Origin of the sequence: Halomonas sp. (assembly GCF_034520545.1) — a bacterium.
In the GTDB taxonomy this organism is placed as follows: Bacteria; Pseudomonadota; Gammaproteobacteria; order Pseudomonadales; family Halomonadaceae; genus Halomonas.
In genome coordinates this window covers 207,034-229,389 of record NZ_JAXHNN010000002.1, presented here as the reverse complement: position 1 = coordinate 229,389, position 22,356 = coordinate 207,034, and the positions used below count along the sequence as shown (strand labels likewise).

Sequence of the window (22,356 nt, the reverse complement as noted above, 5' to 3'; positions counted from 1 at the left end):
GCGGTTCCTTCGCGGGTGCTGGAGCAATGGCCTTCCATGGTGCCATATTCGTGGGGCGCGGGTGGCCTTGCGTCCTTGCCAGCTGCCCGGTGGGCTGTTTGACTGGCTTTCGCTTCCGCTCACGGATGGAAACCCGGTATGTCCCAGCTGCTGACTCACCACAATCGCGCCCACCTGGTTCTCGACGAGATCACCGCGGCCAATGCCCCGCTCTCCGAGCAGGACCGGGCGGCCAAGTACGCCAAACTCGCCGAATCGCCCTATCGCTTCTTTCGTGGCACTAACCATCTCTACTGGTGGGATGTCTGGCACGACTGGCGCTTTGCCCTGTTCGGTGGCCTGCCCGAGACCCAGACCTGGCTACAGGGCGATGCCCATGCCTACAACTTCGGCGCCTACGGTCATCACGACGATGCCGTGCGCTACGGCATGGACGACTTCGACGACGCCATGATCGGCGACTACCAGTATGATCTGTGGCGCCTGGCCACCAGCCTGGTACTGGATGCCCGGGAGAACACGGGCCTGTCGGGCAAGGGCATTCGCAAGGCGCTCAAGGCGCTGGTGACCAGCTATCACGCCGAACTGGCCCGCCATGCGGAGGGGGAAGTGCCGGGCGCAGTGACGCTGGCCACCGCCAAGGGGCCCCTCGGCGCCTTCATGAAGAAGGTCGGCAAGAAGAAGAGCCGGGCCAAGATGCTGGACAAGTGGACCCAAATGACGGACGACGGCCGGCGCTTCGCCGAGCGCCCCGACAAGCTGGCAACCCTGCCGGCGCACCTTGCAAGCCAGCTGCGCAAGGCGGTCGAGGAGGAGTATCGGCAGACCTTGCGCGGCGCTCGCGACGAGACGGAAGAGAACCACTTCCGGGTCAAGGATATGGCGCGGCGGCTCGATGCCGGCACCGGCTCGCTGGGCCTCGAACGTTTCTATGTGCTGATCGAGGGCGGACAGGAACACGAACACGATGACGTCATCCTCGACGTCAAGCAGCAGGTGCCGCCGGAGGGCTGGCGGCTAATGGACGGCGCCGAGAAGCGCGCCTGGCGCCGCACCTTCCCGCACGAGGGAATGCGCCACGCCGCCGCCTTCGTGGCCATTGCCGAGCACCCCGATCCCTACCTGGGGTGGCTGCACCTGGGCGACACGGTGTTTTCGGTGCGCGAACGCTCGCCCTACAAGGAGGACTTCCCGACCCACAAGCTCGACGGGGCCAAGCCCTACCGCAAGCTGGCCCAGCAGTGGGGGCGCATTCTGGCCCGCGAACATCTGCGCGGTTCGCATGCCCTGAACCTCGATGATCCCGGGCGCTTCGCCCGGGCTGTCGCGGCCCGCGTCGAGGGACGGCACGATCGCTGCGTGGACATGGTGACCACCCTGGCACTCACCTACGCCGATTGCATTTGTCAGGACTATCGCACCTTTCTGGCATGGAACGACGCTGGCGTGTAAGGGAGCGGCACGCCGCAACTCTTGCCATATGAGCTATGCTGGGGAGCAGGCCGACAAGGCCATGACAAGACCATGGTCATATCTTGAAGACACGAAAGGAGATATCTCATGACGCGCTTCATTTCTGTCGCTAAGGGCGCCTCGTACGCCATCACTGCCGCATTGCTGATCGCGGCAGCGCCCGCCTTGGCCAATGAAGGCCATGATCTGACCTTCGCCGGCGATGGCACCTTCGTGGCACCGCATGGCGGCCAGGCCATCGAGGTGGCGGTCTTTGACGTGACGGCCGGCGAGGTCGTCGCCACCGACGCCGGTCACGTGGCGCCGGAGGAAGGGCCAGCTTTTTCCTTCACCTTTGCCGAGGTGCTGGAAGAGGGCAAGCTCTACGACGTTCACTACTGGATCGACTCCAACTTCGGCAGTGGCAGCGAGGGTAGCTGCGACCCGGTAAACGTGGACCACCAGTGGCGCGTGGCCCTCACGGACGTCACCGAGCCGGTGAGCCTCGAGGTCGCCCACGACCCCGCCGAGCAGGCGCCCGTCTGCACCAGCTTCGAATAGACGCATCGTTTCCCCCTTGGACTCGCGAGCCAAGGGGGCATTTCTATCATCCCTGTGTTACCTCTCGGCTGACTCTGCCGCCGTTTAATGACTTCATCGAAGCCACCAAAAACCCCTGACGGTCGCTATATCGTGGTCAAGGGCCGGTTGTGGCGCTGCACGAATCCCGGTCTGCCGGAACAGGAACGCGAGAGCTGGGTGCAGCGGCTGATGCGTGCCCGGCGGGCTGTGGCCGGGGCGAGGCGCGAGCGGGACCCACAGGCGGAACGCGAGGCCCGCGATCAGGTCGACGAGGCCAAGCGTGCGCTGGGGGAGCGAGGACCGGTGTGGTGGGAGGACGGCGCACCGGATTACACCCGGTGCAAGATCGAGAATACGCCCTACGCCGACTGGTATGCCAATTAGCAGATGCCGAGCTTGTCGGCCAGCTCATGGAAGTCGTCGGCCACCAGGTTGAAGCTGTCGACGGACAAGTCGGGTATGGCGTCGGGGCCATGCTCCAGGGGGCGCCTGACGAAGGCGGTGCGGAATCCCTCCCGCTGGGCGGCCCGGAGGTCATCCTGGTGGGCAGCCACCATCAGGATCCGTTTGGGTGGCTGGTCGAGCAGGTGGGCCGTCATGTGGTAGACCTCGGGGTCGGGCTTGTAGTGACCGGCGAGCTCTGCCGATAGCACGCAATCCCAGGGCAGGCCGGCGCGCTTTGCCATGTTCACCAGCAGCGAGATGTTGCCGTTGGAGAGGGTGGCGAGCACATAGCGCTCCCGCAGCCGAATCAAGCCGCCCACGCTGTCCGGCCAGGGATCCAGGCGGTGCCAGACACGGTTGAACGCTTCCCGCTCGGCCTCGTCCAGGGCACCGGCGATACCGAAGTCATCGAGCAGGCGATCGAGGGTCATGCGGTGCAGGTCATCCAGGCGTGTCCAGGGCAGCTCGCCGTGGCGCACCCGATCCATGGCGGGCGCATAGCCGCCGCGCCAGGCATCGGCGAAGGCTGCCCAGTCCACTGTCAGGCCCAGTCTCGTGCCCAGCGCATCGCCTTCGCGGATGACGCTGCTTCGCCAGTCCACCACGGTACCAAAGACATCGAAGCTCAGGGCCCTGACGTCGGCCAGGGCGGTGTGCCGTTGCGACATGCGCTCGTCCCTCAGCGGTAGGTGTCCTGGTACTGCTCCCGCAGCTGGTTCTTCTGCACCTTGCCCATGGTGTTGCGCGGCAGGCTGTCGGCGAAGAAGACCCGCTTGGGCTGCTTGTACTTGGCCAGCTGGCCTTGCAGGTGGTCGAGCACCTGTGCCTCGTCCAGGCTTGCTCCGGGCTCGGGCACCACCACGGCGGTAACGCCCTCGCCCAGGTCAGCGTGGGGCAGGCCGATCACCGCGGACTCATGGACGCCCTCCAGCTCGTCGATCACCTGCTCGACTTCCTTGGGGTAGACGTTGTAGCCGCCGGAGATCACCAGGTCCTTGTCGCGGCCGACGATGTGCACATAGCCGCGCTCGTCGACCATCGCCAGGTCGCCGGTGACGAAGAAGCCATCCTCGAGAAGCTCCTCGCGGGTCTTCTCGGGCATCCGCCAGTAGCCGACGAAGACGTTGGGCCCGCGGATTTCCAGCATGCCTATCTCGCCCTTCGGTACCGGCTCCTGGGTCTCGCGGTCGGTGATGCGGTACTCAACGCCGGGCAGCGGCATGCCCACCGTGCCGGCGCGGCGCTCGCCGTCATAGGGGTTGGAGAGGTTCATGTTGGTCTCGGTCATGCCGTAGCGCTCGAGGATGGCATGGCCGGTCTTCTGCTCGAACTCCCTGTGGGTCTCGGCGGTCAGCGGCGCCGAGCCGGAGACGAACAGGCGCATGTTGGCAGTGACCTCCGGGGTCAGGCGCTCGTCGGCCACCAGCCGGGTGTAGAAGGTCGGTACACCCATCAGCACCGTGCCCCGCGGCATCTCCTCGAAGATCACGTCGGCATCGAACTTCGGCAGGAAGAGCATGCTGGCGCCCGCCATCAGGGTGACGTTGCAGGCCACGAAGAGGCCATGGGTATGGAAGATCGGCAGGGCGTGGATCAGCCGGTCCTCCTCGCTGAAGCGCCAGATCTCGGCCAGGGTGGCGGCGTTGGAGCCGAGGTTGCGGTGGGTGAGCATGGCGCCCTTGGAGCGCCCGGTGGTGCCCGAGGTGTAGAGGATCGCCGCCAGGTCGTTGTCGTCGCGCTCGACGATGTCGTCGCGGGGCGTGGCCGTCTCGGCTGCCTCCATCAGACTGCCATCGGTCGCCGTGCCCAGGGTGGCGACCTGCGGGCAGCCGGTATCGGCGGCGATGCTGCGCGCGTTCTCGGCATCCCCGGGTCGGCAGACGAACAGGGCTGGCTCGGCATCAGCGAGGAAGTAGTGGATCTCTTCGCCGGTGTAGCCGGTGTTGAGCGGCAGGTAGACCCCGCCCACGCGCAGGGTCGCCAGGTAGAGCAGGATCGCCTCGGGGCTCTTCTCGACCTGCACCGCCACCCGGTCGCCCGGCGTCACGCCAAGCTGGATCAGGGCGCCGGCTAGCCGCGCGGTGGTGGCCAGGACCTCGTCGTAACGATAGGCGCGGCCCTGGCGGGTGGTGATGAAGTCGGCGTCGCCGCGCTCGCGCATACGTCGAGCGAAAGTGGCGAAGAGGTTCTGGTTCATTTGGTGGTTTCTCCCTTGACCAGCTTCCTGGCCTTGCGGACGAGGTCCTTTACCCCACTCGACCGGGCCACGGTGGCGTTGGCGGTGTAATTTTCGTGGTTGCGCTCGATATCGTCGAGCACATAGAGATAGTTGACCATCAGGCCGGCGCCTTGCTTGAGGCCCTTGGTCGAGACGTCGCCCAGCCAGTTGATGCGGTGCAGCTCGGCGCCATTGCCCAGGTGGAAGCGCGCCACCGGGTTGAGCGGCAGTCCACGGGCGTTCTTCTCGTCGACCAGGTAGCGGGCGGCCAGCGGCTTGACCACGGCCTTGAGGCGCTTGGCCCGCTCGGGGTCCTCGTGCCAGTCGGACGCTTGCATCTCGGCCAGGGTTTCTCGCACCGCTTCGGGCAGGGCTTCATCCTCACACTGTTCGGCCAGCCACTGGGCGAAGCCGGGCACCGGCGAGAGGGTGACGAAGTGCTTGAGCTGGGGCAGCTCCTGCTTGAGCTCCTGGACGACCTGCTTGATCAGGAAGTTGCCGAAGGAGATACCGCGAAGGCCGACCTGGCAGTTGCTGATACCGAAGAAGGCGGCAGTGTCGGCCTCCTCGGGTTCCTCCACCCCGCTGTTCTCACCGGCACTCTCCCCAGACAGGATGGGCTGGATCTGGTCGGGCAGCCCCTTGTGCAGGGCCACCTCGACGAAGATCAGCGGATCGTTGCCGATCGCCGGGTGGAAGAAGGCGAAGCAGCGCCGGTCTCGGGCATCGAGCCGACGGCGCAGGTCGTTCCAGTCGCGGATCTCGTGCACCGCCTCGTAGCGGATGATCTTTTCGAGTATCGAGGCCGGGGTGTCCCAGTCGATGCGCTTGAGCATCAGGAAGCCGCGGTTGAACCAGGAGCCGAACAGGTGGGCGAAGTCGGCATCGATGGCCGAGAGCTCGGGATGCTCGCGCAGCAGGCCCAGCAGATCCACGCGCATCTGTACCAGCTCGACGGTGCCACCGCTGGTCAGGTTGAGACGACGGATCAGTTCCTGTCGGCGCGGCTCGCAAGCCTCGAACAGCACCTCCAGGCTGGCGTTGTCACGCTGCTCGGCATAGCGCGCGTAGGCCGCGTCGATCTCCGTCGGCTCAGCGGCAAAGTCGCTGGCCAGCCGCTCGAAGAAGCGCTGTCGCTCTTCAGGCCCCAGGCGCTGATACATGCCCAAGGCACGGCTGGCCAGGGCAATGCTCGAGGCCTCGCCGTCGCTTGCCAGCAGGCGCTGGCAGGCATCCAGCAGGCGGCGGTGATCCGGCGGCGACCCGTCCCCCTGCCGGCGGCGCAGCAGGGCGTCGCGATCGGTGATCGACTGGTACATCTCCTGCAGGAAGGTCATGTTCATGATGGCGACTCCTTCAGCCCATGAGCAGATCGGGCAGCCACAGGGCCAGTCCTGGGAACAGGCAAAGCAGCAGGATCCCCAGCACCATGCACAGCGCATAGGGCAGGCTGCCCATCAGCACGTTACGCAGCGAGATGTCCGGCGCGATGCTGTTGATGATGAAGAGGTTGAGGCCCACCGGCGGTGTGATCAGGCCGATCTCCAGGTTGATGGTCAGGATTACCGCGAACCAGTAGGGATCGAAGTTGGCCGAGAGGATGATCGGCAGCAGGATCGGTGCGGTCATCACGATCACCGCCACCGGCGGCAGAAAGAAGCCGGCCACCAGCAGGAAGACGTTGATCACCCCCATCAGCACCCAGCGGTTGACCTCGAGATCGGCGATGGCGCCGGCGACGGTCTGGGTGATGAAAAGCGACGACAATGCATAGGCGAAGACCTCGGCGGCGGCGATGATCAGCATGATCATCACGCTCTCGCGCAATGAATCGCGCATGATCAGCTTGATGGGCCTCACCTGCCACATACGGTAGATGATGATGGCCAGCGCCAGGCACATGAAGGCGCCCACCCCGGCGGCCTCCGAGGGCGTCGCCACGCCGCCGTAGAGAGCGAAGAGGATGCCGAGCACCACGGCCAGGAAGGGCAACACGCGCACCAGCGCCTTGAGGTTGGCATCGACGTTCTGGCGGATCGACTGCTTGACCTTCTCGCTGTTGATAGCCATGGGATTGTCATAGCCGCCGGCCAGCTTGCAGGCGATCAGCGTCCAGACCATGAACAGCCCGGCGAGCATGAAGCCCGGGACCACGCCGGCGATGAACAACCGACCGATCGAGGTCTCGGTGGAGATGCCGTAGATGATCATGGTCACTGAAGGTGGGATCAGGATGCCCAGGGTGCCGCCCGCGGCGATACAGCCTGCGGCAACGCCGTCCGGGTAACCGCGCTTGCGCATCTCGGGGATGCCCATCTTGCCGATGGCCGCGCAGGTGGCGGGTGACGAGCCGGAGAGGGCGGCGAAGATCGAGCAGGCGCCGATGTTGGATATCGCCAGGCCGCCGGGCAGCTTGCCGAGCCAGAGATCCAGCGAGCGATAGAGGTCGCGCCCGGTGGGCGAAGAGGCCACCGCGGCGCCCATCATGATGAACATGGGGATGGCGACGAAACCGAACTCGGCAATGCGGTCGAAGAAGGTCTCGCCGAAATAGATCAGCTCCACCATGCCACGGTCCGCGACCAGGGCGATCAGGGAAATGGCGCCCAGGGCGAAGGCGATCGGCGTGCCGATGGCCATCAGCACGATCAGGCCGATGGCGACGAGAATGCCGGCAGTGACGGGATCCATGCTTATTCCTCCCCGCGCAGAATTTCAGCGACGTACTGCAGCGTCAGCAGGGTGATGCCGACGGCCATGGGCAGCACGGCCGGCCACAGGGGCGGATTCCATACCGAGCCGGTGGTCCATTCCCCATGGAAGGCCTCGGCGACGTAGACCCAGGAGGCGTAGGCCAGGGCGGCACAGAAGCCGAGACCGACCAGGGAGGCGGCCAGTCGCATGAGGCGGCGTGGCAGGCCCGAAAGGGCGTCGGGCAGCACGGTGACGGCGACATGGCCGCCGGTCATCAACACATAGGGGCTGCCCATCAGCATCGCGGCGGTCACGGAAAACACCGTGAATTCGGTCTGCCAGCTGGTGCTCTGCTCGAGAATGTAGCGAACGAACACCATCTGGCATACGACGACCACGCCGGCGACGAACAGCGCCGCGGCGAGATAGGCGGTGGCGCAAGAGAGCCAGTCCATCAGGCGTATATAGCCGCCGACGAGCCCGCCGGGCGTCGTGGCGTCAGCGCGGGAATGTTCCATGAGGCCCTCCGATATGACGGGATGGCCGCCCTTGCGAGGGCGGCCGGTCGTGTCCGAGTGAATCGGAGCGTTGGGGTTATTCCACAGCCAGGGCGGCGTCGATCAGGGCCTGGCCGTTCTCGACGTTATCGGCGAAGTTCTTGTAGGAGCTCTGCTTGGCGATCTTCAGCCAGGCGTTGTAGTCCGCCTCGCTCATGCTGACCACCTCGACGCCGTTCTCCTCGAACACCTCGACCATCTGCTGGTCCAGGTTGGCGGCTTCGTCGGCGAAGAAGGCCTCGGCCTCCTCGGCGGCGGCCGACAAGGCTTGTTGCTGCTTCTCGTCGAGCCCCTGCCAGACCTGCTCGGAGATGAGGATCGGCTCGTACATGAACCAGAGGGCGTGTTCGCCGGGCGCGGTCAGGCAGTCCACCTGCTCGTAGAGGCGGTAGGAGACGAAGGACATGGAAGAGGTGTTGGCGGCATCCAGCACGCCGGTCTGCATGGCGGTGTAGATATCCGAGGAGGGCATCGAGGCGATCGAAGCGCCGGCGGCCTCCAGCATCTGCTCGAAGGCGGGGCCGGCGGCGCGGAAATTCTGCCCTTCCACGGTGTCCGGCGAGGTGATGCAGTTCAGGCTGGACGCGAATGCTCCCGAGAGCCAGGCATCGGCCAGTACCCGGGCGCCGCCTTCCTGGATGACCTCCTTGATCATGTCCATGAACTCGGAGTCGTTCAGGCGCTGGGCGTGCTCGTGGTTGCGGACCAGGCCGGGCATCAGGGTCGCGGAGAATTCGGGATGGCGACCGCTGGCGTAGTCGAGGGGCAGCGCGGTAATGTCCAGGCGGCCGCGAGCCAGGGCGCCCCACTGTTCGCGTGCCTTGAACAGCGACTGGCCCGGGTAGACCTCGATCTCCAGCCCGACGTCGGCCTCGGCGACCTTGTCGGCCATCATCTGTACCATCTCGTCGCGCACATCGCCCTGTCCTCCGGGGAACTGGTGGGAAGCGCGCAGCACGGTCTGGGCAGAGGCGGTAGAGCTCACGGCGATAGCGGCCAGGGCCAGGCCCGCCACGATGGGGGTGAGTGAGGGTTTCATGGCATCTCCAGAGATTTTGTTGTTGTCACATGTAATGTTCATCAGCGCAGCTGATGTATACATCAATAGCTCTTTGGCTATACTAGCGTCAATTCGGGCGAGCTAGACAATGGTAGAAGTCCTGCCGTGTCCAGCGCCCGAGTGGCGCAGGGAAGGAGGGGGAAACCGCATGAAACGGTCCAACGCCCAGCGGCTCCGGGATGCCCTGGAGGACGACATCATCAATGGCCGCCGGGCACCTGGCGAACGCCTCGATCCCGAGGCCCTGTGCCAGGATTTCGAGGTGTCTCGCACCCCGGTGCGCGAGGCCATCCAGCAACTGGTAGCCAGCGGCCTGGTCACGGTGACCCCGAAGAAGGGCACCTTTGTCGCTCGGGTGGGCCTCGACCAGCTGATCGAGATGTTCGAGGTGATGGCGGAGCTGGAGGGCATGTGCGGACGGCTCGCCGCGCGGCGCATCAACGAGGAGGAACTCGTCACCCTGCACGAGGCCCTGGTGCGCTGCGAGACCGCGGAAGCCGCCGGCGACACCAACGAGTACTACTACGAGAACGAAGGATTTCACCACGCCATCTATTCGGCCAGCCACAACGGCTTCCTGGCCGAGGAGGCACGTCAGCTCAAGCAGCGCCTCAAGCCCTATCGCCGCCTGCAGCTGCAGGTCCGCAAGCGCATGGGCCGCTCCCTTGCCGAGCACCGCGAGATCCTCGCGGCCATCGATCGTGGCGACGCCGAGGCGGCGGAACACCTGTTGCGCGAACACGTACTGATCCAGGGCGAGCGCTTCAGCGACTTCGTCGCCAGCGTGCGTCGCTTCGGGGCCCAGCTGGACGCCGTCTGATGGAGCCGATCAGGCGCCCGTCGTAGTCGATGCCCCCTCTCTGGCAGGAGTCCTGATGCCCCCTGGTGAGGGCTCTTCTCGGGATTGTCGCTGCTCGCCCGGCTATCAGCGCGAGGCGGTCATGCTGCCGGCGAGCACCAGCACGGCCGCCACCGCGCCGCGCGGCGGCCCACCGAGCCGGCTCGTCGCCTGGCCGAGTTGATCCGCGAGCAGCTGAAGTCAAGGGATTCGGGTTGATCAGCGTCTCGCGCATCAGAGGCAAGGACTTGCCATTGGTGCCGTGGTGATCGCTTATGCAAGCCGTGGTCACTCCGGGTAGACTGGTCATGACCTTCTACCTCCAGGCCATCTTGTATGGACGCTGCTGAAAACTGCGATGGCACCGAGCTTTGCCAGTCGATCCTGCAGGCACTGAATGATTTCCCGGACATCGAGCAGGTGGTGCTCTTCGGCTCGCTGGCCAAGGGGACGGCGCGACCTGACAGTGACCTCGATGTGGCCGTGGAAGGAAAACAGCCGCTGACCAGTGAGCAGAAGATTGCCATGATCGAAGCCCTGGCCCTGGCATGTTCGCGGCCAGTGGATCTGGTGGACCTGAGAACGGCTGGCCAACCCTTGCTGACTCAGATCGTTACGTCAGGGACTCGCCTGAAAGGCAGTAATACGGCCTGGGCCAGCTTGGTCTATCGCAACATCATCGACAACGAGGACTTCGTGCCCTTGCAGCAGCGGATTCTCAGGGCGAGACAGAGAGCATGGATCAATTCCTGATCAACCAGAAGCTGGAGTCGCTGCGGCGCTGCGTCATGCGACTGGAAAGTCGCTGCCCCGCGAGTGTCGAGGCGCTGGAGGTTGACCTGGATGCGCAGGACATTCTGGCTCTTAACCTTGCGCGTGCCGTCCAGCTTTGTGTCGATATTGCCTCCCATTGGATTGCCGAACATCACGAGCTGACGTCTCCCATCACCATGGGGCAGAGTTTCGAAGTGCTGGCTGAACGGGAAGTGATCAGTCGCGAGTTGGCGGATGACATGCGCAAGTCGGTGGGCTTCAGAAACATCGTGGTTCACAACTACGAAGCGGTAAATTGGAATGTGGTGTTTAGCATCTGTCGTGAGCATCTCGATCAGTTCAGGCAGTTTGCCAGGATCTTCATGGACCCCGCGCCCCAGTGAGTGACACAGGGTAGGCGCAGGCCGGCTCGAAAGGGATAAGTCCGAGCGTTATACTCGGGTATTAATTCCCAGGCCGGGCCTCGGCCGTCGATCGGAGTCGTCATGTTTCCCGAGTTCACCCTTCACTACGCTCGCCTCCCGGATCGGTTCTTCCTGCGCTTCGACCCCGTGCCGGTGAAGGCCCCGAAGCTGGTGGCCTTCAACCGGCCGCTGGCCGAGCAACTGGGCTTCGACCTGACCGCCTTCGACGAGTACCAGGCCGCCGAGTGGTTCGCCGGCAATGCCGTGCCGGAAGGGGCCGAGCCGCTGGCCCAGGCCTATGCCGGCCACCAGTTCGGCCACTTCAATCCGCGCCTGGGCGACGGTCGGGCGGTGCTGCTCGGCGAGGTGACCGACCGCGAGGGTCGCCTGCGCGATATCCAGCTAAAGGGCGCGGGCTGCACGCCCTTTTCCCGCGGCGCCGACGGCCGTGCTCCCCTTGGCCCGGTGCTGCGCGAGTACCTGGTCAGCGAGGCAATGCATCTGCTGGGTGTGCCCACTACCCGAGCCCTGGCTGCAGTGACCACCGGCGAGCGCGTGTTCCGGCGTGTGCCGGAGCCCGGCGCCGTGCTGACCCGGGTTGCCGCCAGCCACCTGCGGGTGGGCACCTTCCAGTACTTCGCCGCCCGCGAGGACCTGGAAGCCGTGCGCACCCTGGCGGATCTGGCCATCGAGCGTCACTATCCAGAGCTTCAAGACGAGCCGGAAAGCGAGCGCTACCTTGCCCTGGTGGAGGCGGTGCAGGCGCGCCAGGTGGCGCTGGTGGCGAAGTGGATGGGGCTGGGCTTCATCCATGGGGTGATGAACACCGACAACTGCAGCATCGCCGGCGAGACCATCGACTATGGCCCCTGTGCCTTCATGGAGGCCTATGACCCCACTACGCTGTTCAGCTCCATCGACGAGGGTGGTCGCTATGCCTACCGCAACCAGCCGTGGATCGCCCAGTGGAACCTGGCACGCTTCGCCGAGACACTGTTGCCACTGATCGACGATGACCAGGAGCGCGCCGTGGAACGTGCCACCGCGGTGATCAAGGCTTTCGAGGAGCAGTACGAGGCCGAATGGCTGGCAGTGATGCGCGAGAAGCTGGGGCTGGTGAAGGAAGAGGAGGGCGACCGTGCGCTGGTTGATGCCTTTCTCGAGGCCCTGCAGGCCGGCCGCGCCGACTTCACCCTGGCCTTCCGCCGCCTGGCCGAGGCGGTCGAGGAGGACGCCTCCGCGCTGTTCGAGCTCTTCGAGGCCCTGGAGGGCATCGAGGCCTGGCTGCCGCGCTGGCGCGAGCGGCTGGTCCGGGAGGACGTGGGTCCGGAAGCGATCGGCGAAAGGATGCGAGCGGTCAATCCGCTCTACATCCCCCGTAACCACCGGGTAGAGGAGGCCCTCACCGCTGCTGCCGAGGACAACGACTTCGGCCCCTTCGACACCCTGCGCGAGGTACTGGCCGCCCCCTTCACCGATCAGCCCGGCCGCGAGGGCTTTGCTCAGTCAGCGCCGCCCACCGCGGCCGTGTTCCGCACCTTCTGCGGGACTTGAGCAGGCTTGCAGCAACAAGCGCCACCTGCACTAGTCGAAACGGTTCCTGAGGTCCACAGGCATTCCATTTTCCGAATCTGTAACACCTCCGCTGCTGGTATCCGGTCAGGTTGCACAGCAACCCTCTGCGTTGAAAGCCGTTCGGTGCTTGAGGGGTTATGTTTTCTTGGTTGTGGGCGGCACGGCTCCACGCATAAGCCCCGTGGAGTGGATAACCCCCGTTGATTTGACAGGTGTGAAACGACGTACTCATATTTAGCTGGTGAAATAACAAAACCCACCAAAAAGTGAGACGATCATGAAAGGAATAAAAGCTTCGCTTCTGCCCGCCGCCCTGATGGGGACCATGGTCATCGGTAGTGGGCTGGCTACGACCGCCTCCGCACAGGATCCTTACACAGTCGGCGTGGAGGCTTCCTTCCCGCCCTGGGCCTATGTTGAAGGAGGGGAATTCAAAGGCATCGCCATCGATGCTATGGAGGCCATCGCCGAGGAGAAAGGCATCCAGATAGAGTTCCAGGACATGCCGTTCCCATCGCTGATCCCGGCCCTTGCGGCGGAGAAGATCGATATTCTTGCCACAGGCCTCACTGTCACTGAAGAGCGTAGCGAGAACATCGATTTCACCATCCCCTGGTGGGAAACCAACGACGTGGTGCTGGTGCCCGAAGATTCCGAACTCAACGTCTTCACCGCCGTGTGCTGCGGGGCTCGCATAGGCGTGCAGGGCGGCTCCTCCCAGCAGGCCTGGATGGAAGAGAATGTAGTAAACTCCAGCGACATCGATGTCGAGCTGGCCAAGTACGACAATTACGTCACCGCAGTTGACGACATGGCCATCGGTCGTGTTTCTTCCGTGATCGTCGACGATACCTCTGCACAGGAGTACATCAACTCTGGCAAGCCAGTGAAGATGGCGGGCAAGATCTTTATCCGTGCGCCGCTGGCGCTGGCAGTATCCAAGGGCGATCCCCAGGAGATCCTCGGCGACCTGAACCAGGGTATCCTGGCCATCTACGAGTCCGGTGAATGGGGCGAGATTGTCAATGAATATATCCCGGGTGTGACCATCCCTGCGATTCCGGGGCACATGCCGAATTTCGTCGATACCTATCAGAAACCGGTAGCCGGTCTTCCCGAGCTAGGTAACGAATAAGTCGCTACGATGTCGGGCGCCTTCCCGAAAGGGAGGGCGCCCGTCATGTCAGGGAAGTCGGCATGGATATCTACGACGTATTGCTACGCGATTTCCCCTTCCTGCTGAAGGGGCTCGGGGTGGCCATCGTGCTGTTGGCCGCCCTGCTCTTGATTGGCTTCGTGTTGGGCATGGGCATCTGCCTGGTTCAGCTCTATGGCCCGAGGACACGGCTGGTGCAGTGGCCACTGACGCTCTACGAGCGTGTCTTCAGGGGCGTGCCGATCATCATCATGTTGTTTATCTTCTTCTATGGTATGTCGGGTGTTTTCGACATTTCGGCCTTCGGTGCCGCGATACTGGCCATGGGGCTTCGCTCAGCGGCCTACCAGTCCCAGATATTTCGTAGCGCCTTCCAGTCGGTGCCAGCCGGCCAGATGATGGCCGCCCGGGCCATGGGCATGTCCAAGGTCAAGGCAATCCGCCATATCCTCTTTCCCCAGGCGGCGCGCCATGCTATCGGCCCCTGGACCAACGAGTTCTCCTCGGAAATCAAGGAGACCTCCCTGGCCTATGTCATCGGGGTGGTGGAGCTCACCCGTCAGGCGCATTACATCATCACCAGCACCCAGGGCAACGTGTTGACGGTGTTTGCCGTGGTGGCGCTGCTGTATTTCATCCTCAATCGGACAGGGAATAGCCTGCTGTATGCCCTTGAACGCAAGCTGGCCGTGCCGGGCTTCGAAAAATGATGCGAGAGGAATGCCGATAATGGCCGATGATCTGATTCTGGACGTACAGGGCGTGAAGAAGTCTTACGATGGCATCGAAGTGCTCAAGGGTATCGGTTTCAGTCTGAGAAAGGGCGAGACCAAGGTGCTGATCGGCCCCTCCGGCTCGGGCAAGAGCACCTTGCTGCGCTGTATCAATTATCTCACGGTGCCGGATGCAGGGCGCATCTACCTCAACGGCGAGGAGGTGCTGAACACCAACATCGATGCTATGCGGGCACGCATGGGCTTCGTCTTCCAGGACTTCAATCTCTTCTCTCACCTGACGGTGCTCGACAACGTGCGCATCTGCCAGATCAAGGTTAACGGCATGGACAAGGCAGCCGCTACCCAGCGGGCGCATCGTGAGCTGGAGCGGGTTGGTCTGGGTGAGAAGGCCGACGCTTACCCGGCTGAGCTCTCCGGCGGCCAGCAGCAGCGCGTCTCCATCGCAAGGGCGTTGGCAATGGACCCTGACGTGCTGCTATTCGACGAACCTACCTCGGCGCTGGACCCGGAATTGACCGGCGAGGTGGTGAGGGTGATGCAGCAACTGGCCGTCGAGGGTATGACCATGGTGGTGGTAACCCACGAGATGAGCTTCGCTCGCCAGGCTGCCGACGAGATTATCTTCATCGAGAACGGCTACATCGTCGAGCAAGGTCCACCGGAGACCATGTTCACCGAGTCTACACACGAGCGGACTCGGGCCTTCCTCAATGTCATCGCGGAGCACGGGTGAGCCATGCGGGAATTTATCGAGTTCGGTATCGAGTGGCTACCCGCGCTTCTCAGGGGCGTGCCGGTCGCGTTGGCACTTTGGGTGATCGCCATCACCCTGGGCTTTTTCCTGGGGCTGGTGCTGTGTTGGGCAAGGGTCTACGGAAATCGGTTCTTTTACTGGATCAGCACCGTCTATGTGGAACTATTCCGCGGTACGCCGATGCTGGTGCAGATGTTCTTCATCTACCTGGGGCTACCCCATGTAGGTATTGTCTTCGACGCTTTCACTGCCGCGGTGATCGCCATCACTCTTAACAGCGCGGCTTATCAGGCTGAGTACTTTCGCGGCTCGGTGTTGTCGGTACCGAAGGGCCAGCTCGTGGCGGCGAGGGCCTGCGGTATGACCCAGTGGCAGGCGATTCGCCACATCATGGTGCCCCAGGCGCTACGCCGGGTGATCCCGCAGTGGTCGAATGAAGCGATCATTGAACTCAAGTTCACCTCCATCGCCTACACCATCGGCGTGGTGGAGATTACCTCCATCGCCTATGACATAGGCTCACGTACTCTGGATTTCTTCCTGGTCTTCCTCTGGGCGGGTCTGATTTATCTGGTACTTACTTCCACTGTGGCGAGCCTGCTTGGCTTGCTTGAGCGTCGTACCTACGTTCCTGGAGTGACCAGCCAGTGATACTTTAGGGATATCTGCGTGATCTTCCTGGCAGGCGGAGTGGCCGGGGCGTCATGTATCGGGAAGGTCCCCGGCCACTCTCCTGGATTGGCTTGACTCACTCTGGCTGGGCAACCATCAGTGGTTCGCCTTCCGGCCCGATCTGGAAGACGATGAAGCTCGCGCCGTCGGAGCTCAGGGTGCGCGCCACCATGGGTCTGTCCGGCGGCTCCTGGAAGGCCTCGCCGGCGGAAACGGTCCTGGCTTCCCGTCCCTCGACGTCGATCTCGATACTCCCCTCGGTCACGTAGACGAAGACGTGCCCGGGGTGGATATGGCGCTCGGTTACCCAATCTTCGTCCACATCGAAGCGGACGATGTTCGCCTCCATGCCCTCCAGGTCCTCGAACGTCGTCTTCAGGATTGACGTTGTCTCCGCCTGGGCCGGGGTCAGGGCGCTGGCGACAACGAGTGCTGTTGCGCCACCTAGGGTCATCAGTGTCTGTTTCATGGTGTCATACCTCCATTCAGACGGAATCACCTCTTGCCGCATGGTGTCATACCTCCTTTCAGACGGAATCACCTCTTGCCGCAATGTAGGGCATCGAGCCCTTCAGCGGTGCACCTAGCCTAGGCCGCAGGCGCGGGCGACGTCTTGAAGAAATCTGACCTTGCCGCAGGAGGGGTCGCGGTCAGGAAGTGTCCAAGGCACTGATGACGGTAGGTTGCCGGCGTACATCCGGCCAGGGCCTGGAACTCTCGGGTCAGGTGGCTCTGGTCGCAGTAGTGGCACTCCAGCGCCACGGCCGCCAGTGCCTCTTCCGGCGATTGATCGAGGCAAGCAAGAGCACGGGCGAGCCGCAGGTGGCGAGCGGATACCTTGGGTGTCATGCCGGTGTAGTGCTGGAAGGAGCGCACGAAGTGGCGGTGGCTCCAGCCCAGGGCGCTGACGAGCTCGGAGATCGGCATGGCGCCCCCAGCCTGTTCCAGGCAGTGCCAGGCCCAGTGGATTTCTGCACGCACCTGCCGGGGTTGCCGGTCCAGGTACTGGGTCAGCGTTGTCTCCAGCAAGGCGAACCGTTGTTCCCAGGAGGCAGCCACAATCAGCTGTTCGGTAAGCCGGTTCAAGGTGTCGCCGAAAAGAGCGTCGAGTGGTATCACCCGGCCATCGAGTCCTTGGGTGCCATCCCCGAACAGCTCATAGGCCGTGCAAGGGGAGAGGAAAATCTCGAACCAGGTACACCCTTCCTCGTGTCGGGCGATCAGCGGCGGATGGTCTGGACCGACCACGAAGGACGCATAGGTTCCTTCAGTATCCGGTGTGGTCAAGGGAGCAATGCGGATGGGATCGCCGAAGCCGATGACCAAAGCGACATGGCCGCGTGGAGGTTCCAGAAGCTGGACGGAACTTACAGGGCGCACAGCGAATGCCTGGAGCCGGCCGATGTGCTCGTTCAGGCGGACTCCGGGATAATATCGGTGGCACTGGCAGCCGGACTCTCTCGGCGCCGCGGGTAACGGTTCTCCTGCGGCATGGGCCATTTTCGACTCTCCTTGCACAAGGAGGCTCGCAGGCTGGAGGTAACCTGGTGACGCGGTTTCATATGATCAGTTGTCGTCCACCGGCAGGAGGCTGTCAAAGAAAGGAAGGGCAGTCACATGCACCGGCATGAGTTCTCGGACCTGGAAATAGCCCCAGGATGCCGGCAGGGGATAGGCAATACGACGCTCGGGTGATGACTTGGCCGTTGCCTTGTCTGATTCTCAGGTGCGTCGATCCTCTCGGTTCACACGGCGCGCCTGTTGCCGCCGGGGTCCGTCATAATGGCGCGCGGCTTTCCCCGGCCTGCTCCTTTACATAGTAGAGCAGCGGCACCACCAGCAGCGTCAGCAGAGTGGAAGCGGCGAGGCCGAAGACCAGCGAGATGGCCAGGCCATTGAAGATGGGGTCGGCGAGAATGAAGAAGGCGCCGAGCATGGCCGAGACCGCCGTCAGAGCGATGGGTTTGAGGCGCACGGCGCCGGCAAGCACCACGGCGTCATCAAGCGCGACGCCCTCGTCGCGCAACTGGCGAATGAAGACCACCAGCAGGATGGAATTGCGCACGATGATGCCGGCAAGCGCGATCATGCCGATCATGCTGGTAGCAGTGAACTCCTTATCCAGCAGGGCATGGCCCGGCATGATGCCGATAAGCGTCAGGGGAATGGGCGCCATGACCAGCAGTGGCAGGCTATAGGAGCGAAACTGGGCCACCAGCAGCACGAATATCATGAAGACCCCGACGCTGTAGGCCAGGCCCATATCGCGGAAGGTTTCGTAGGTGATCTGCCATTCACCGTCCCACTTCAGGCTCGCGCGTTCGGGCAGCACCGGCTGATGGATAAAGGTCTGCTGCGGGGCGCTCTCCTGGTCGGAAAGCCTCTCCACCATCCTGAACATGCCGTAGAGGGGGGAATCGATCTCACCCGCCATGTCCGCGGTGACATAGGTCACCGGCAAGAGATCCTTGTGATAACGCATCCCTTCCCAGTCGACTTCCTGTATCTCGGCGATGCTGGCCAACGGAACTCGACCCCCCTCGCGGCTTCGCACGGCAAGAGACAGCAGCCGAGCGGGCTGGGCCTTGTCACCCTCGTCGAGGATCAGGCGAATGGGCACGGGATACTTGGCGTGGTCATCGTGCAGATAGCTGGCTGCGCTGCCCTCCAGGCTGGTCTGGAGGGCCATGACGACCTGGGCCTGGGAGACGCCCAGGCGAGCAGCCCGGTCGCGGTCGATTACCACCTCCCACTTGCGGGTGGGCGCATGCAGGGTGGTATCGATGTCGACCAGGCCCTGTACCTCATGCATTTGCTCGGCAACCCGGCGTGCCAGGGCGGCGCGGCGATCGGGCGTCACGGCATAAACTTCTGCGACCACCGGCGAGAGCACCGGAGGACCCGGCGGCACCTCGACGATCTTCACCCGGGCGTCGTGACGCTCGCCGATGGCCTGGAGAGGGTCGCGCAGGGCAAGGGCAATGGCGTGGGAGCTGCGGCTGCGCGCCTGCTTGTCGGCAAGATTGATCTGGATGTCGCCCTGATAGGGCGCCTCGCGCAGGTAGTATTGGCGAACCAGGCCGTTGAAGTTGATCGGTGAGGCGGTGCCGGCGTAGCTCTGCCAGTGGTCAATCTCGGGAACGCTCTCCAGGTGGCGGCCCATGTCCAGCAGCACCCGTTGGGTCTGTTCCATTGGCGTGTGCTCGGGCATGTCGACCACGACCTGCAGCTCGGACTTGTTGTCGAAGGGCAGCATCTTGAGAATCACCAGCTGGAATACCGGAAGCGACATGGCCCCCAGCAGAAGCCCCAGCAGGGCCAGGCCCAGCAGGCGCCGTCGCCAGGGGTGCTTTCCAAGGAAGGGACCGAGCAGGCGCTCGAAAAGGCGCTTGATGCGTGGGTTCACCCCCTCGGCGGAGTGGCCATCTGCCGATGTCTCCTGATCCTCCGTGTCCTCCTCTGTGGCATCCTCGTCTTTTGCGTACTGATGCGTCGTGTCCTGGCCTTTCGTGCCCCGTTTTTTGGCCAGCAGGCGCATGGCGAGCCAGGGTGCCACCACGAAGGCCACCAGCTGGGAGATCACCATGCCGGCGGAGGCATTGATGGGGATGGGACGCATGTAGGGTCCCATCAGTCCGGAAACGAAGGCCATGGGGAGCAGGGCCGCCATGATGGTGAGACTGGCCATGATGGTGGGTGTACCGACTTCGTCCACGGCCATAGGGATGATTCGCCGGGCCGAACCTCGACTGTTGGCGAGGCGCCGGTTGATGTTCTCGGTGATGACGATCCCGTCATCCACCAGGATGCCGATGGAGAAGATCAGCGCGAACAGCGAGACCCGGTTGAGCGTGAACCCCCAGGCCCAGGAGAACACCAGGGTCAACAACAGGGTGATCAATACCGCCGTACCCACGATCAGGGCTTGTCGCCACCCCATGGCGGCAAGCACCAGCAGCATGACCGCCATGGTCGCGGTGACCAGGTCGCGGATCAGTGTCCGGGACTTGTCGGTGGCGGTCTTGCCATAGTCTCGGGTGACGACTACTTCGATGTCAGGCGGCAGGAGGCGGTTGGTGAGCGCTTCGAGTCGCGTCTCGATGGCCGTGGTGATATCGATCGCGTTTTGGCCAGCCTTCTTGGCGATGGCAAGCGTGACGGCGGGATAGAGATGGCCGGGCGAGAGGTCCAGGCGGTCCGTCTCTTCTGCCGGCCCGAAGCCCATCATTACGCTCTGGTCGGGCACGGTGCCGCCGCGTTCGATCGTCGCCACATCGGAGAGTCGAATCGCGGCGCCGTCGTGAATGCCCACTACAAGCTGGCGCACGTCGGCCACCTCCGCGAGCAGTGTGCCGGCCTGAAGCGGAAGCGAGAGGCCATCCCGCGTCACCCGCGTCTCGCGGCTGCTGGTGTTGGCCGCGGCAAGGGCCTGCTGCAGGTCGTCAAGGGTCAGGCCGACGCCGTTCATCCGGGCTGGGTCGAGGCGTACCTCCACCCGGTCGGCGATGCCGCCAAGGGTATACACATCGCGCGTGCCGGGAATCCGCTTGAGGGCCACCTCGAGCAGATGGGCGAGGCGAGTGAGTTCTTCTGCGCCGTGACGCTCCTCGGGATCGAAGAGGGTCAGGGTCATGACCGGTACGTCGTCGATCCCGCGCGGCTTGACCAGCGGCTGGCGCGTGCCCAGGTCGGGCGGCAGCCAGTCCTGGTTCGAATAGACCTGGTTGTAGGTTCTTACCAGGGCTTCCTGCCGCGGCAGGCCCACCTCGTACTCCAGGGTGATCACGGCCTGACCCGGGCGCGATACCGAGTACACGTGCTCGATACCGCTGATTTCGCTCAATACCTGTTCGGCCGGGGTGGCAATCAGGCTTTCGACTTCGGATACTCCGGCGCCAGGGAAGGCCACCATGATGTCTACCATGGTGACGTCGATCTGAGGTTCCTCTTCCTTTGGCGTGATCAGGATGATGACCAGGTCCAGCAGGATGGCGATTCCGGCGAGAAGCGGGGTCAGCTTCGAATCCTGAAACACCCGGGCAATCGCCCCGGAGGGACCGACAGCGGGGGAGCGCTCCTTCATCGGTCGCTGGATCCTTCCGTGCCGGAAGAGCCGGCATCTTCAATGCTCGCCACGGCGTCAGGGTTGGCCAGGATGCGTTCACCGGCATCGAGGCCGGCCAGCACCTCGAGTCGCCCGTCCTTCTCGATGCCCACCCGCACCTGGCGCAACCGCGGCCGATCCTCGTCATCGAGCACTAAGACGGCGCGCAGCTCGCTTCGCCGGAACAGGCTCTCGGCGGGAATCCACAGGGCGTCGCGGCGGGATACCACCACGGCCACCTTGGCCAGCATGCCTGGAAGAACGTCCGGGCCTGGTGATAGAAGGCGCATTCGCAGGCGGACGGTGTCGCTGGCTGGATTGGCCTGAGGATAGAGGGTGAGCGCACCGTGCTCGAGGGGTTGTCCCTCTGACAGGCTGATCTGGAGGCGCGCCGTCTCGCGCACGTGCGCCAGGTAGCGGCGGGGCAGGTCGGCCTCCACGCGAAGCGGTGCCGGGGCCAGGGTATCGAAGAGCGGTTGACCCGGGCGCACGGCTTCACCAGGCTCCACGTGGCGCCGAACGAAAACCCCATCCTTCTCTGCACGGACCCGGGTATAGCGCAACCCCTGCTCGGCTTCGGAAACGCCGGCCAGGCTTCGTTCACGGCGGGCTCTGGCAGCGTCGAGTCGGTTGGTCGCCTGGTCGAAGGCCTGCTCCGAAGCGAGATTCTGATCGCGGATGGCCCGAATCCGCTCGAAGCGCTGTCGGGCATCCACGAGGTCGGCCTCGGCCTGCTCGAGGCTTGCCCGGGCCTGGTACAGGCGGGCGCGCTGCTCGCTATCGTCCAGGCGCAGGATCTGGGTGCCGGCAGTGAAGCGGTCGCCCACCTCGAAGGCCACTTCGACTACCCGGCCGCTGGTCTGAGCCGAAACAGTGCTCCGTTCGACGGCTTCCACGCGGCCATCGAGTACCAGCGTTTCATCAAGCGTCTCACGAGTGACTACGGACGTGGCCAGGGCATCATTGGCGGCACTCGCCGGCAGACACGGCATGAGAGTCACGGTCAACATCAGGGCGAGAAGCCGTCGATGGAGGGGTGTCATAGGCATCGTTGTGAATATACAGAATAAGCATATACTTTTCAGTATATCAGAGCTCTTTCCTGCCAACGTGGCGTTGTGCAGGAAGTGATAACGAAAAACCTGACATGCATCAGGCTCCAAGAGGAAATTTTCCTCGCGCCTGACGCCAGCGAACGCAGCAAGGAGGCCTGGGGGCCGGCCAGACAGGGCCATCGGATGGGCCGTTATCGGTAGAGCAAAAAAAGGCCGGGAATCGTCCCGGCCCTCTGTTTCGTTGCCGGGCTTGGTTCCCGGCGTCATGGTGCGTTCACGA

The 22,356-nt window shown here is 63.8% G+C and carries 22 protein-coding genes; 12 read left to right on the top strand and 10 right to left on the bottom strand.

Going from position 1 to position 22,356, the window contains the following annotated elements; genetic code table 11:
* Positions 1 to 138: 138 nt before the first annotated feature.
* The 3 genes from U5L98_RS01095 to U5L98_RS01085 all read left to right on the top strand — a co-directional run bounded on the left by U5L98_RS01095 (position 139) and on the right by U5L98_RS01085 (position 2,418).
* Positions 139 to 1,452, top strand: a complete 1,314-nt coding sequence (locus tag U5L98_RS01095; protein ID WP_322556507.1) for a DUF2252 domain-containing protein — start codon at positions 139 to 141, stop codon at positions 1,450 to 1,452.
* A 108-nt stretch (positions 1,453 to 1,560) separates the two neighbouring features.
* Positions 1,561 to 2,013 (top strand): hypothetical protein, encoded by a 453-nt coding sequence (locus U5L98_RS01090; protein WP_322556506.1) that lies wholly within the window; start codon positions 1,561 to 1,563, stop codon positions 2,011 to 2,013.
* Positions 2,014 to 2,100: 87 nt separating this feature from the next.
* A complete protein-coding gene (locus tag U5L98_RS01085; protein WP_322556505.1) occupies positions 2,101 to 2,418 on the top strand; it encodes a hypothetical protein in 318 nt (105 codons plus the stop codon).
* Here the strand turns inward: U5L98_RS01085 and U5L98_RS01080 are convergent.
* From U5L98_RS01080 to dctP, 6 genes are all read right to left on the bottom strand, one after another.
* Positions 2,415 to 3,146 carry a haloacid dehalogenase type II gene (locus U5L98_RS01080; RefSeq protein WP_322556504.1) on the bottom strand — a complete coding sequence of 244 codons (732 nt, stop codon included), beginning with the start codon at positions 3,144 to 3,146 and terminating at the stop codon, positions 2,415 to 2,417. The two genes, U5L98_RS01085 and U5L98_RS01080, sit on opposite strands and share 4 nt — an antisense overlap.
* A gap of 11 nt (positions 3,147 to 3,157) precedes the next feature.
* A complete protein-coding gene (locus U5L98_RS01075; protein ID WP_322556503.1) occupies positions 3,158 to 4,675 on the bottom strand; it encodes a malonyl-CoA synthase in 1,518 nt (505 codons plus the stop codon).
* Positions 4,672 to 6,039: a malonyl-CoA decarboxylase gene (locus tag U5L98_RS01070; protein ID WP_322556502.1), complete on the bottom strand. Its 1,368-nt coding sequence runs from the start codon at positions 6,037 to 6,039 to the stop codon at positions 4,672 to 4,674. Before U5L98_RS01070 ends, U5L98_RS01075 begins: the two co-directional genes overlap by 4 nt.
* 13 nt (positions 6,040 to 6,052) lie before the next feature.
* Positions 6,053 to 7,387, bottom strand: coding sequence for a TRAP transporter large permease (locus U5L98_RS01065; RefSeq protein ID WP_322556501.1), 1,335 nt, complete (start codon positions 7,385 to 7,387; stop codon positions 6,053 to 6,055).
* 2 nt (positions 7,388 to 7,389) lie between these two features.
* Entirely contained in the window at positions 7,390 to 7,908 is a 519-nt protein-coding gene (locus tag U5L98_RS01060; RefSeq protein ID WP_322556500.1) for a TRAP transporter small permease, read from the bottom strand.
* A 76-nt stretch (positions 7,909 to 7,984) separates the two neighbouring features.
* Positions 7,985 to 8,986 carry a TRAP transporter substrate-binding protein DctP gene (dctP, locus tag U5L98_RS01055; RefSeq protein ID WP_322556499.1) on the bottom strand — a complete coding sequence of 334 codons (1,002 nt, stop codon included), beginning with the start codon at positions 8,984 to 8,986 and terminating at the stop codon, positions 7,985 to 7,987.
* 169 nt (positions 8,987 to 9,155) lie between these two features.
* Here dctP and U5L98_RS01050 point away from each other — a divergent pair, with 169 nt between their 5' ends.
* From U5L98_RS01050 to U5L98_RS01010, 9 genes are all read left to right on the top strand, one after another.
* Positions 9,156 to 9,827 carry a GntR family transcriptional regulator gene (locus U5L98_RS01050; RefSeq protein WP_322556498.1) on the top strand — a complete coding sequence of 224 codons (672 nt, stop codon included), beginning with the start codon at positions 9,156 to 9,158 and terminating at the stop codon, positions 9,825 to 9,827.
* Between the two features lie 55 nt (positions 9,828 to 9,882).
* A complete protein-coding gene (locus U5L98_RS01045; RefSeq protein ID WP_322556497.1) occupies positions 9,883 to 10,029 on the top strand; it encodes a hypothetical protein in 147 nt (48 codons plus the stop codon).
* 152 nt (positions 10,030 to 10,181) lie between these two features.
* The gene (gene mntA / locus U5L98_RS01040) at positions 10,182 to 10,598 is read left to right on the top strand and encodes a type VII toxin-antitoxin system MntA family adenylyltransferase antitoxin (protein WP_322556496.1); all 417 of its coding nucleotides are present in this window, start codon (positions 10,182 to 10,184) and stop codon (positions 10,596 to 10,598) included.
* Positions 10,583 to 11,002, top strand: coding sequence for a type VII toxin-antitoxin system HepT family RNase toxin (gene hepT / locus U5L98_RS01035; RefSeq protein WP_322556495.1), 420 nt, complete (start codon positions 10,583 to 10,585; stop codon positions 11,000 to 11,002). Before mntA ends, hepT begins: the two co-directional genes overlap by 16 nt.
* A 102-nt stretch (positions 11,003 to 11,104) precedes the next feature.
* Positions 11,105 to 12,577: a protein adenylyltransferase SelO gene (locus U5L98_RS01030; protein ID WP_322556494.1), complete on the top strand. Its 1,473-nt coding sequence runs from the start codon at positions 11,105 to 11,107 to the stop codon at positions 12,575 to 12,577.
* 337 nt (positions 12,578 to 12,914) lie between these two features.
* The gene (locus U5L98_RS01025) at positions 12,915 to 13,733 is read left to right on the top strand and encodes an ABC transporter substrate-binding protein (protein WP_322556493.1); all 819 of its coding nucleotides are present in this window, start codon (positions 12,915 to 12,917) and stop codon (positions 13,731 to 13,733) included.
* Between the two features lie 62 nt (positions 13,734 to 13,795).
* Complete coding sequence (locus U5L98_RS01020; RefSeq protein ID WP_322556492.1) at positions 13,796 to 14,464, top strand: amino acid ABC transporter permease; 669 nt, start codon at positions 13,796 to 13,798, stop codon at positions 14,462 to 14,464.
* 19 nt (positions 14,465 to 14,483) lie between these two features.
* On the top strand, positions 14,484 to 15,224 hold the full coding sequence (locus U5L98_RS01015; RefSeq protein WP_322556491.1) for an amino acid ABC transporter ATP-binding protein: 741 nt from the start codon (positions 14,484 to 14,486) through the stop codon (positions 15,222 to 15,224).
* A gap of 3 nt (positions 15,225 to 15,227) precedes the next feature.
* A complete protein-coding gene (locus tag U5L98_RS01010) occupies positions 15,228 to 15,896 on the top strand; it encodes an amino acid ABC transporter permease (RefSeq protein ID WP_322556490.1) in 669 nt (222 codons plus the stop codon).
* 97 nt (positions 15,897 to 15,993) lie between these two features.
* On the opposite strand, the gene U5L98_RS01005 is transcribed toward U5L98_RS01010, so the two are convergent.
* From U5L98_RS01005 to U5L98_RS00990, 4 genes are all read right to left on the bottom strand, one after another.
* A complete protein-coding gene (locus U5L98_RS01005; RefSeq protein WP_322556489.1) occupies positions 15,994 to 16,386 on the bottom strand; it encodes a cupin domain-containing protein in 393 nt (130 codons plus the stop codon).
* A 119-nt stretch (positions 16,387 to 16,505) separates the two neighbouring features.
* Complete coding sequence (locus U5L98_RS01000; protein WP_322556488.1) at positions 16,506 to 17,417, bottom strand: AraC family transcriptional regulator; 912 nt, start codon at positions 17,415 to 17,417, stop codon at positions 16,506 to 16,508.
* A 277-nt stretch (positions 17,418 to 17,694) separates the two neighbouring features.
* The gene (locus U5L98_RS00995) at positions 17,695 to 21,000 is read right to left on the bottom strand and encodes an efflux RND transporter permease subunit (RefSeq protein ID WP_322556487.1); all 3,306 of its coding nucleotides are present in this window, start codon (positions 20,998 to 21,000) and stop codon (positions 17,695 to 17,697) included.
* Positions 20,997 to 22,064 (bottom strand): efflux RND transporter periplasmic adaptor subunit, encoded by a 1,068-nt coding sequence (locus tag U5L98_RS00990; RefSeq protein ID WP_322556486.1) that lies wholly within the window; start codon positions 22,062 to 22,064, stop codon positions 20,997 to 20,999. The genes U5L98_RS00995 and U5L98_RS00990 overlap by 4 nt, the downstream gene beginning before the upstream one ends.
* Positions 22,065 to 22,356: the final 292 nt, after the last annotated feature.

Excerpts from the sequence above, each read along its gene's own strand:
- U5L98_RS01095 (WP_322556507.1), top strand. The coding sequence starts at position 139 with ATGTCCCAGCTGCTGACTCACCACAATCGCGCCCACCTGGTTCTCGAC.
- U5L98_RS01090 (WP_322556506.1), top strand. The coding sequence starts at position 1,561 with ATGACGCGCTTCATTTCTGTCGCTAAGGGCGCCTCGTACGCCATCACT.
- U5L98_RS01085 (WP_322556505.1), top strand. The coding sequence starts at position 2,101 with ATGACTTCATCGAAGCCACCAAAAACCCCTGACGGTCGCTATATCGTG.
- U5L98_RS01080 (WP_322556504.1), bottom strand. The coding sequence starts at position 3,146 with ATGTCGCAACGGCACACCGCCCTGGCCGACGTCAGGGCCCTGAGCTTC.
- U5L98_RS01075 (WP_322556503.1), bottom strand. The coding sequence starts at position 4,675 with ATGAACCAGAACCTCTTCGCCACTTTCGCTCGACGTATGCGCGAGCGC.
- U5L98_RS01070 (WP_322556502.1), bottom strand. The coding sequence starts at position 6,039 with ATGAACATGACCTTCCTGCAGGAGATGTACCAGTCGATCACCGATCGC.
- U5L98_RS01065 (WP_322556501.1), bottom strand. The coding sequence starts at position 7,387 with ATGGATCCCGTCACTGCCGGCATTCTCGTCGCCATCGGCCTGATCGTG.
- U5L98_RS01060 (WP_322556500.1), bottom strand. The coding sequence starts at position 7,908 with ATGGAACATTCCCGCGCTGACGCCACGACGCCCGGCGGGCTCGTCGGC.
- dctP (WP_322556499.1), bottom strand. The coding sequence starts at position 8,986 with ATGAAACCCTCACTCACCCCCATCGTGGCGGGCCTGGCCCTGGCCGCT.
- U5L98_RS01050 (WP_322556498.1), top strand. The coding sequence starts at position 9,156 with ATGAAACGGTCCAACGCCCAGCGGCTCCGGGATGCCCTGGAGGACGAC.
- U5L98_RS01045 (WP_322556497.1), top strand. The coding sequence starts at position 9,883 with ATGCCCCCTGGTGAGGGCTCTTCTCGGGATTGTCGCTGCTCGCCCGGC.
- mntA (WP_322556496.1), top strand. The coding sequence starts at position 10,182 with ATGGACGCTGCTGAAAACTGCGATGGCACCGAGCTTTGCCAGTCGATC.
- hepT (WP_322556495.1), top strand. The coding sequence starts at position 10,583 with ATGGATCAATTCCTGATCAACCAGAAGCTGGAGTCGCTGCGGCGCTGC.
- U5L98_RS01030 (WP_322556494.1), top strand. The coding sequence starts at position 11,105 with ATGTTTCCCGAGTTCACCCTTCACTACGCTCGCCTCCCGGATCGGTTC.
- U5L98_RS01025 (WP_322556493.1), top strand. The coding sequence starts at position 12,915 with ATGGGGACCATGGTCATCGGTAGTGGGCTGGCTACGACCGCCTCCGCA.
- U5L98_RS01020 (WP_322556492.1), top strand. The coding sequence starts at position 13,796 with ATGGATATCTACGACGTATTGCTACGCGATTTCCCCTTCCTGCTGAAG.
- U5L98_RS01015 (WP_322556491.1), top strand. The coding sequence starts at position 14,484 with ATGGCCGATGATCTGATTCTGGACGTACAGGGCGTGAAGAAGTCTTAC.
- U5L98_RS01010 (WP_322556490.1), top strand. The coding sequence starts at position 15,228 with ATGCGGGAATTTATCGAGTTCGGTATCGAGTGGCTACCCGCGCTTCTC.
- U5L98_RS01005 (WP_322556489.1), bottom strand. The coding sequence starts at position 16,386 with ATGAAACAGACACTGATGACCCTAGGTGGCGCAACAGCACTCGTTGTC.
- U5L98_RS01000 (WP_322556488.1), bottom strand. The coding sequence starts at position 17,417 with ATGGCCCATGCCGCAGGAGAACCGTTACCCGCGGCGCCGAGAGAGTCC.
- U5L98_RS00995 (WP_322556487.1), bottom strand. The coding sequence starts at position 21,000 with ATGAAGGAGCGCTCCCCCGCTGTCGGTCCCTCCGGGGCGATTGCCCGG.
- U5L98_RS00990 (WP_322556486.1), bottom strand. The coding sequence starts at position 22,064 with ATGACACCCCTCCATCGACGGCTTCTCGCCCTGATGTTGACCGTGACT.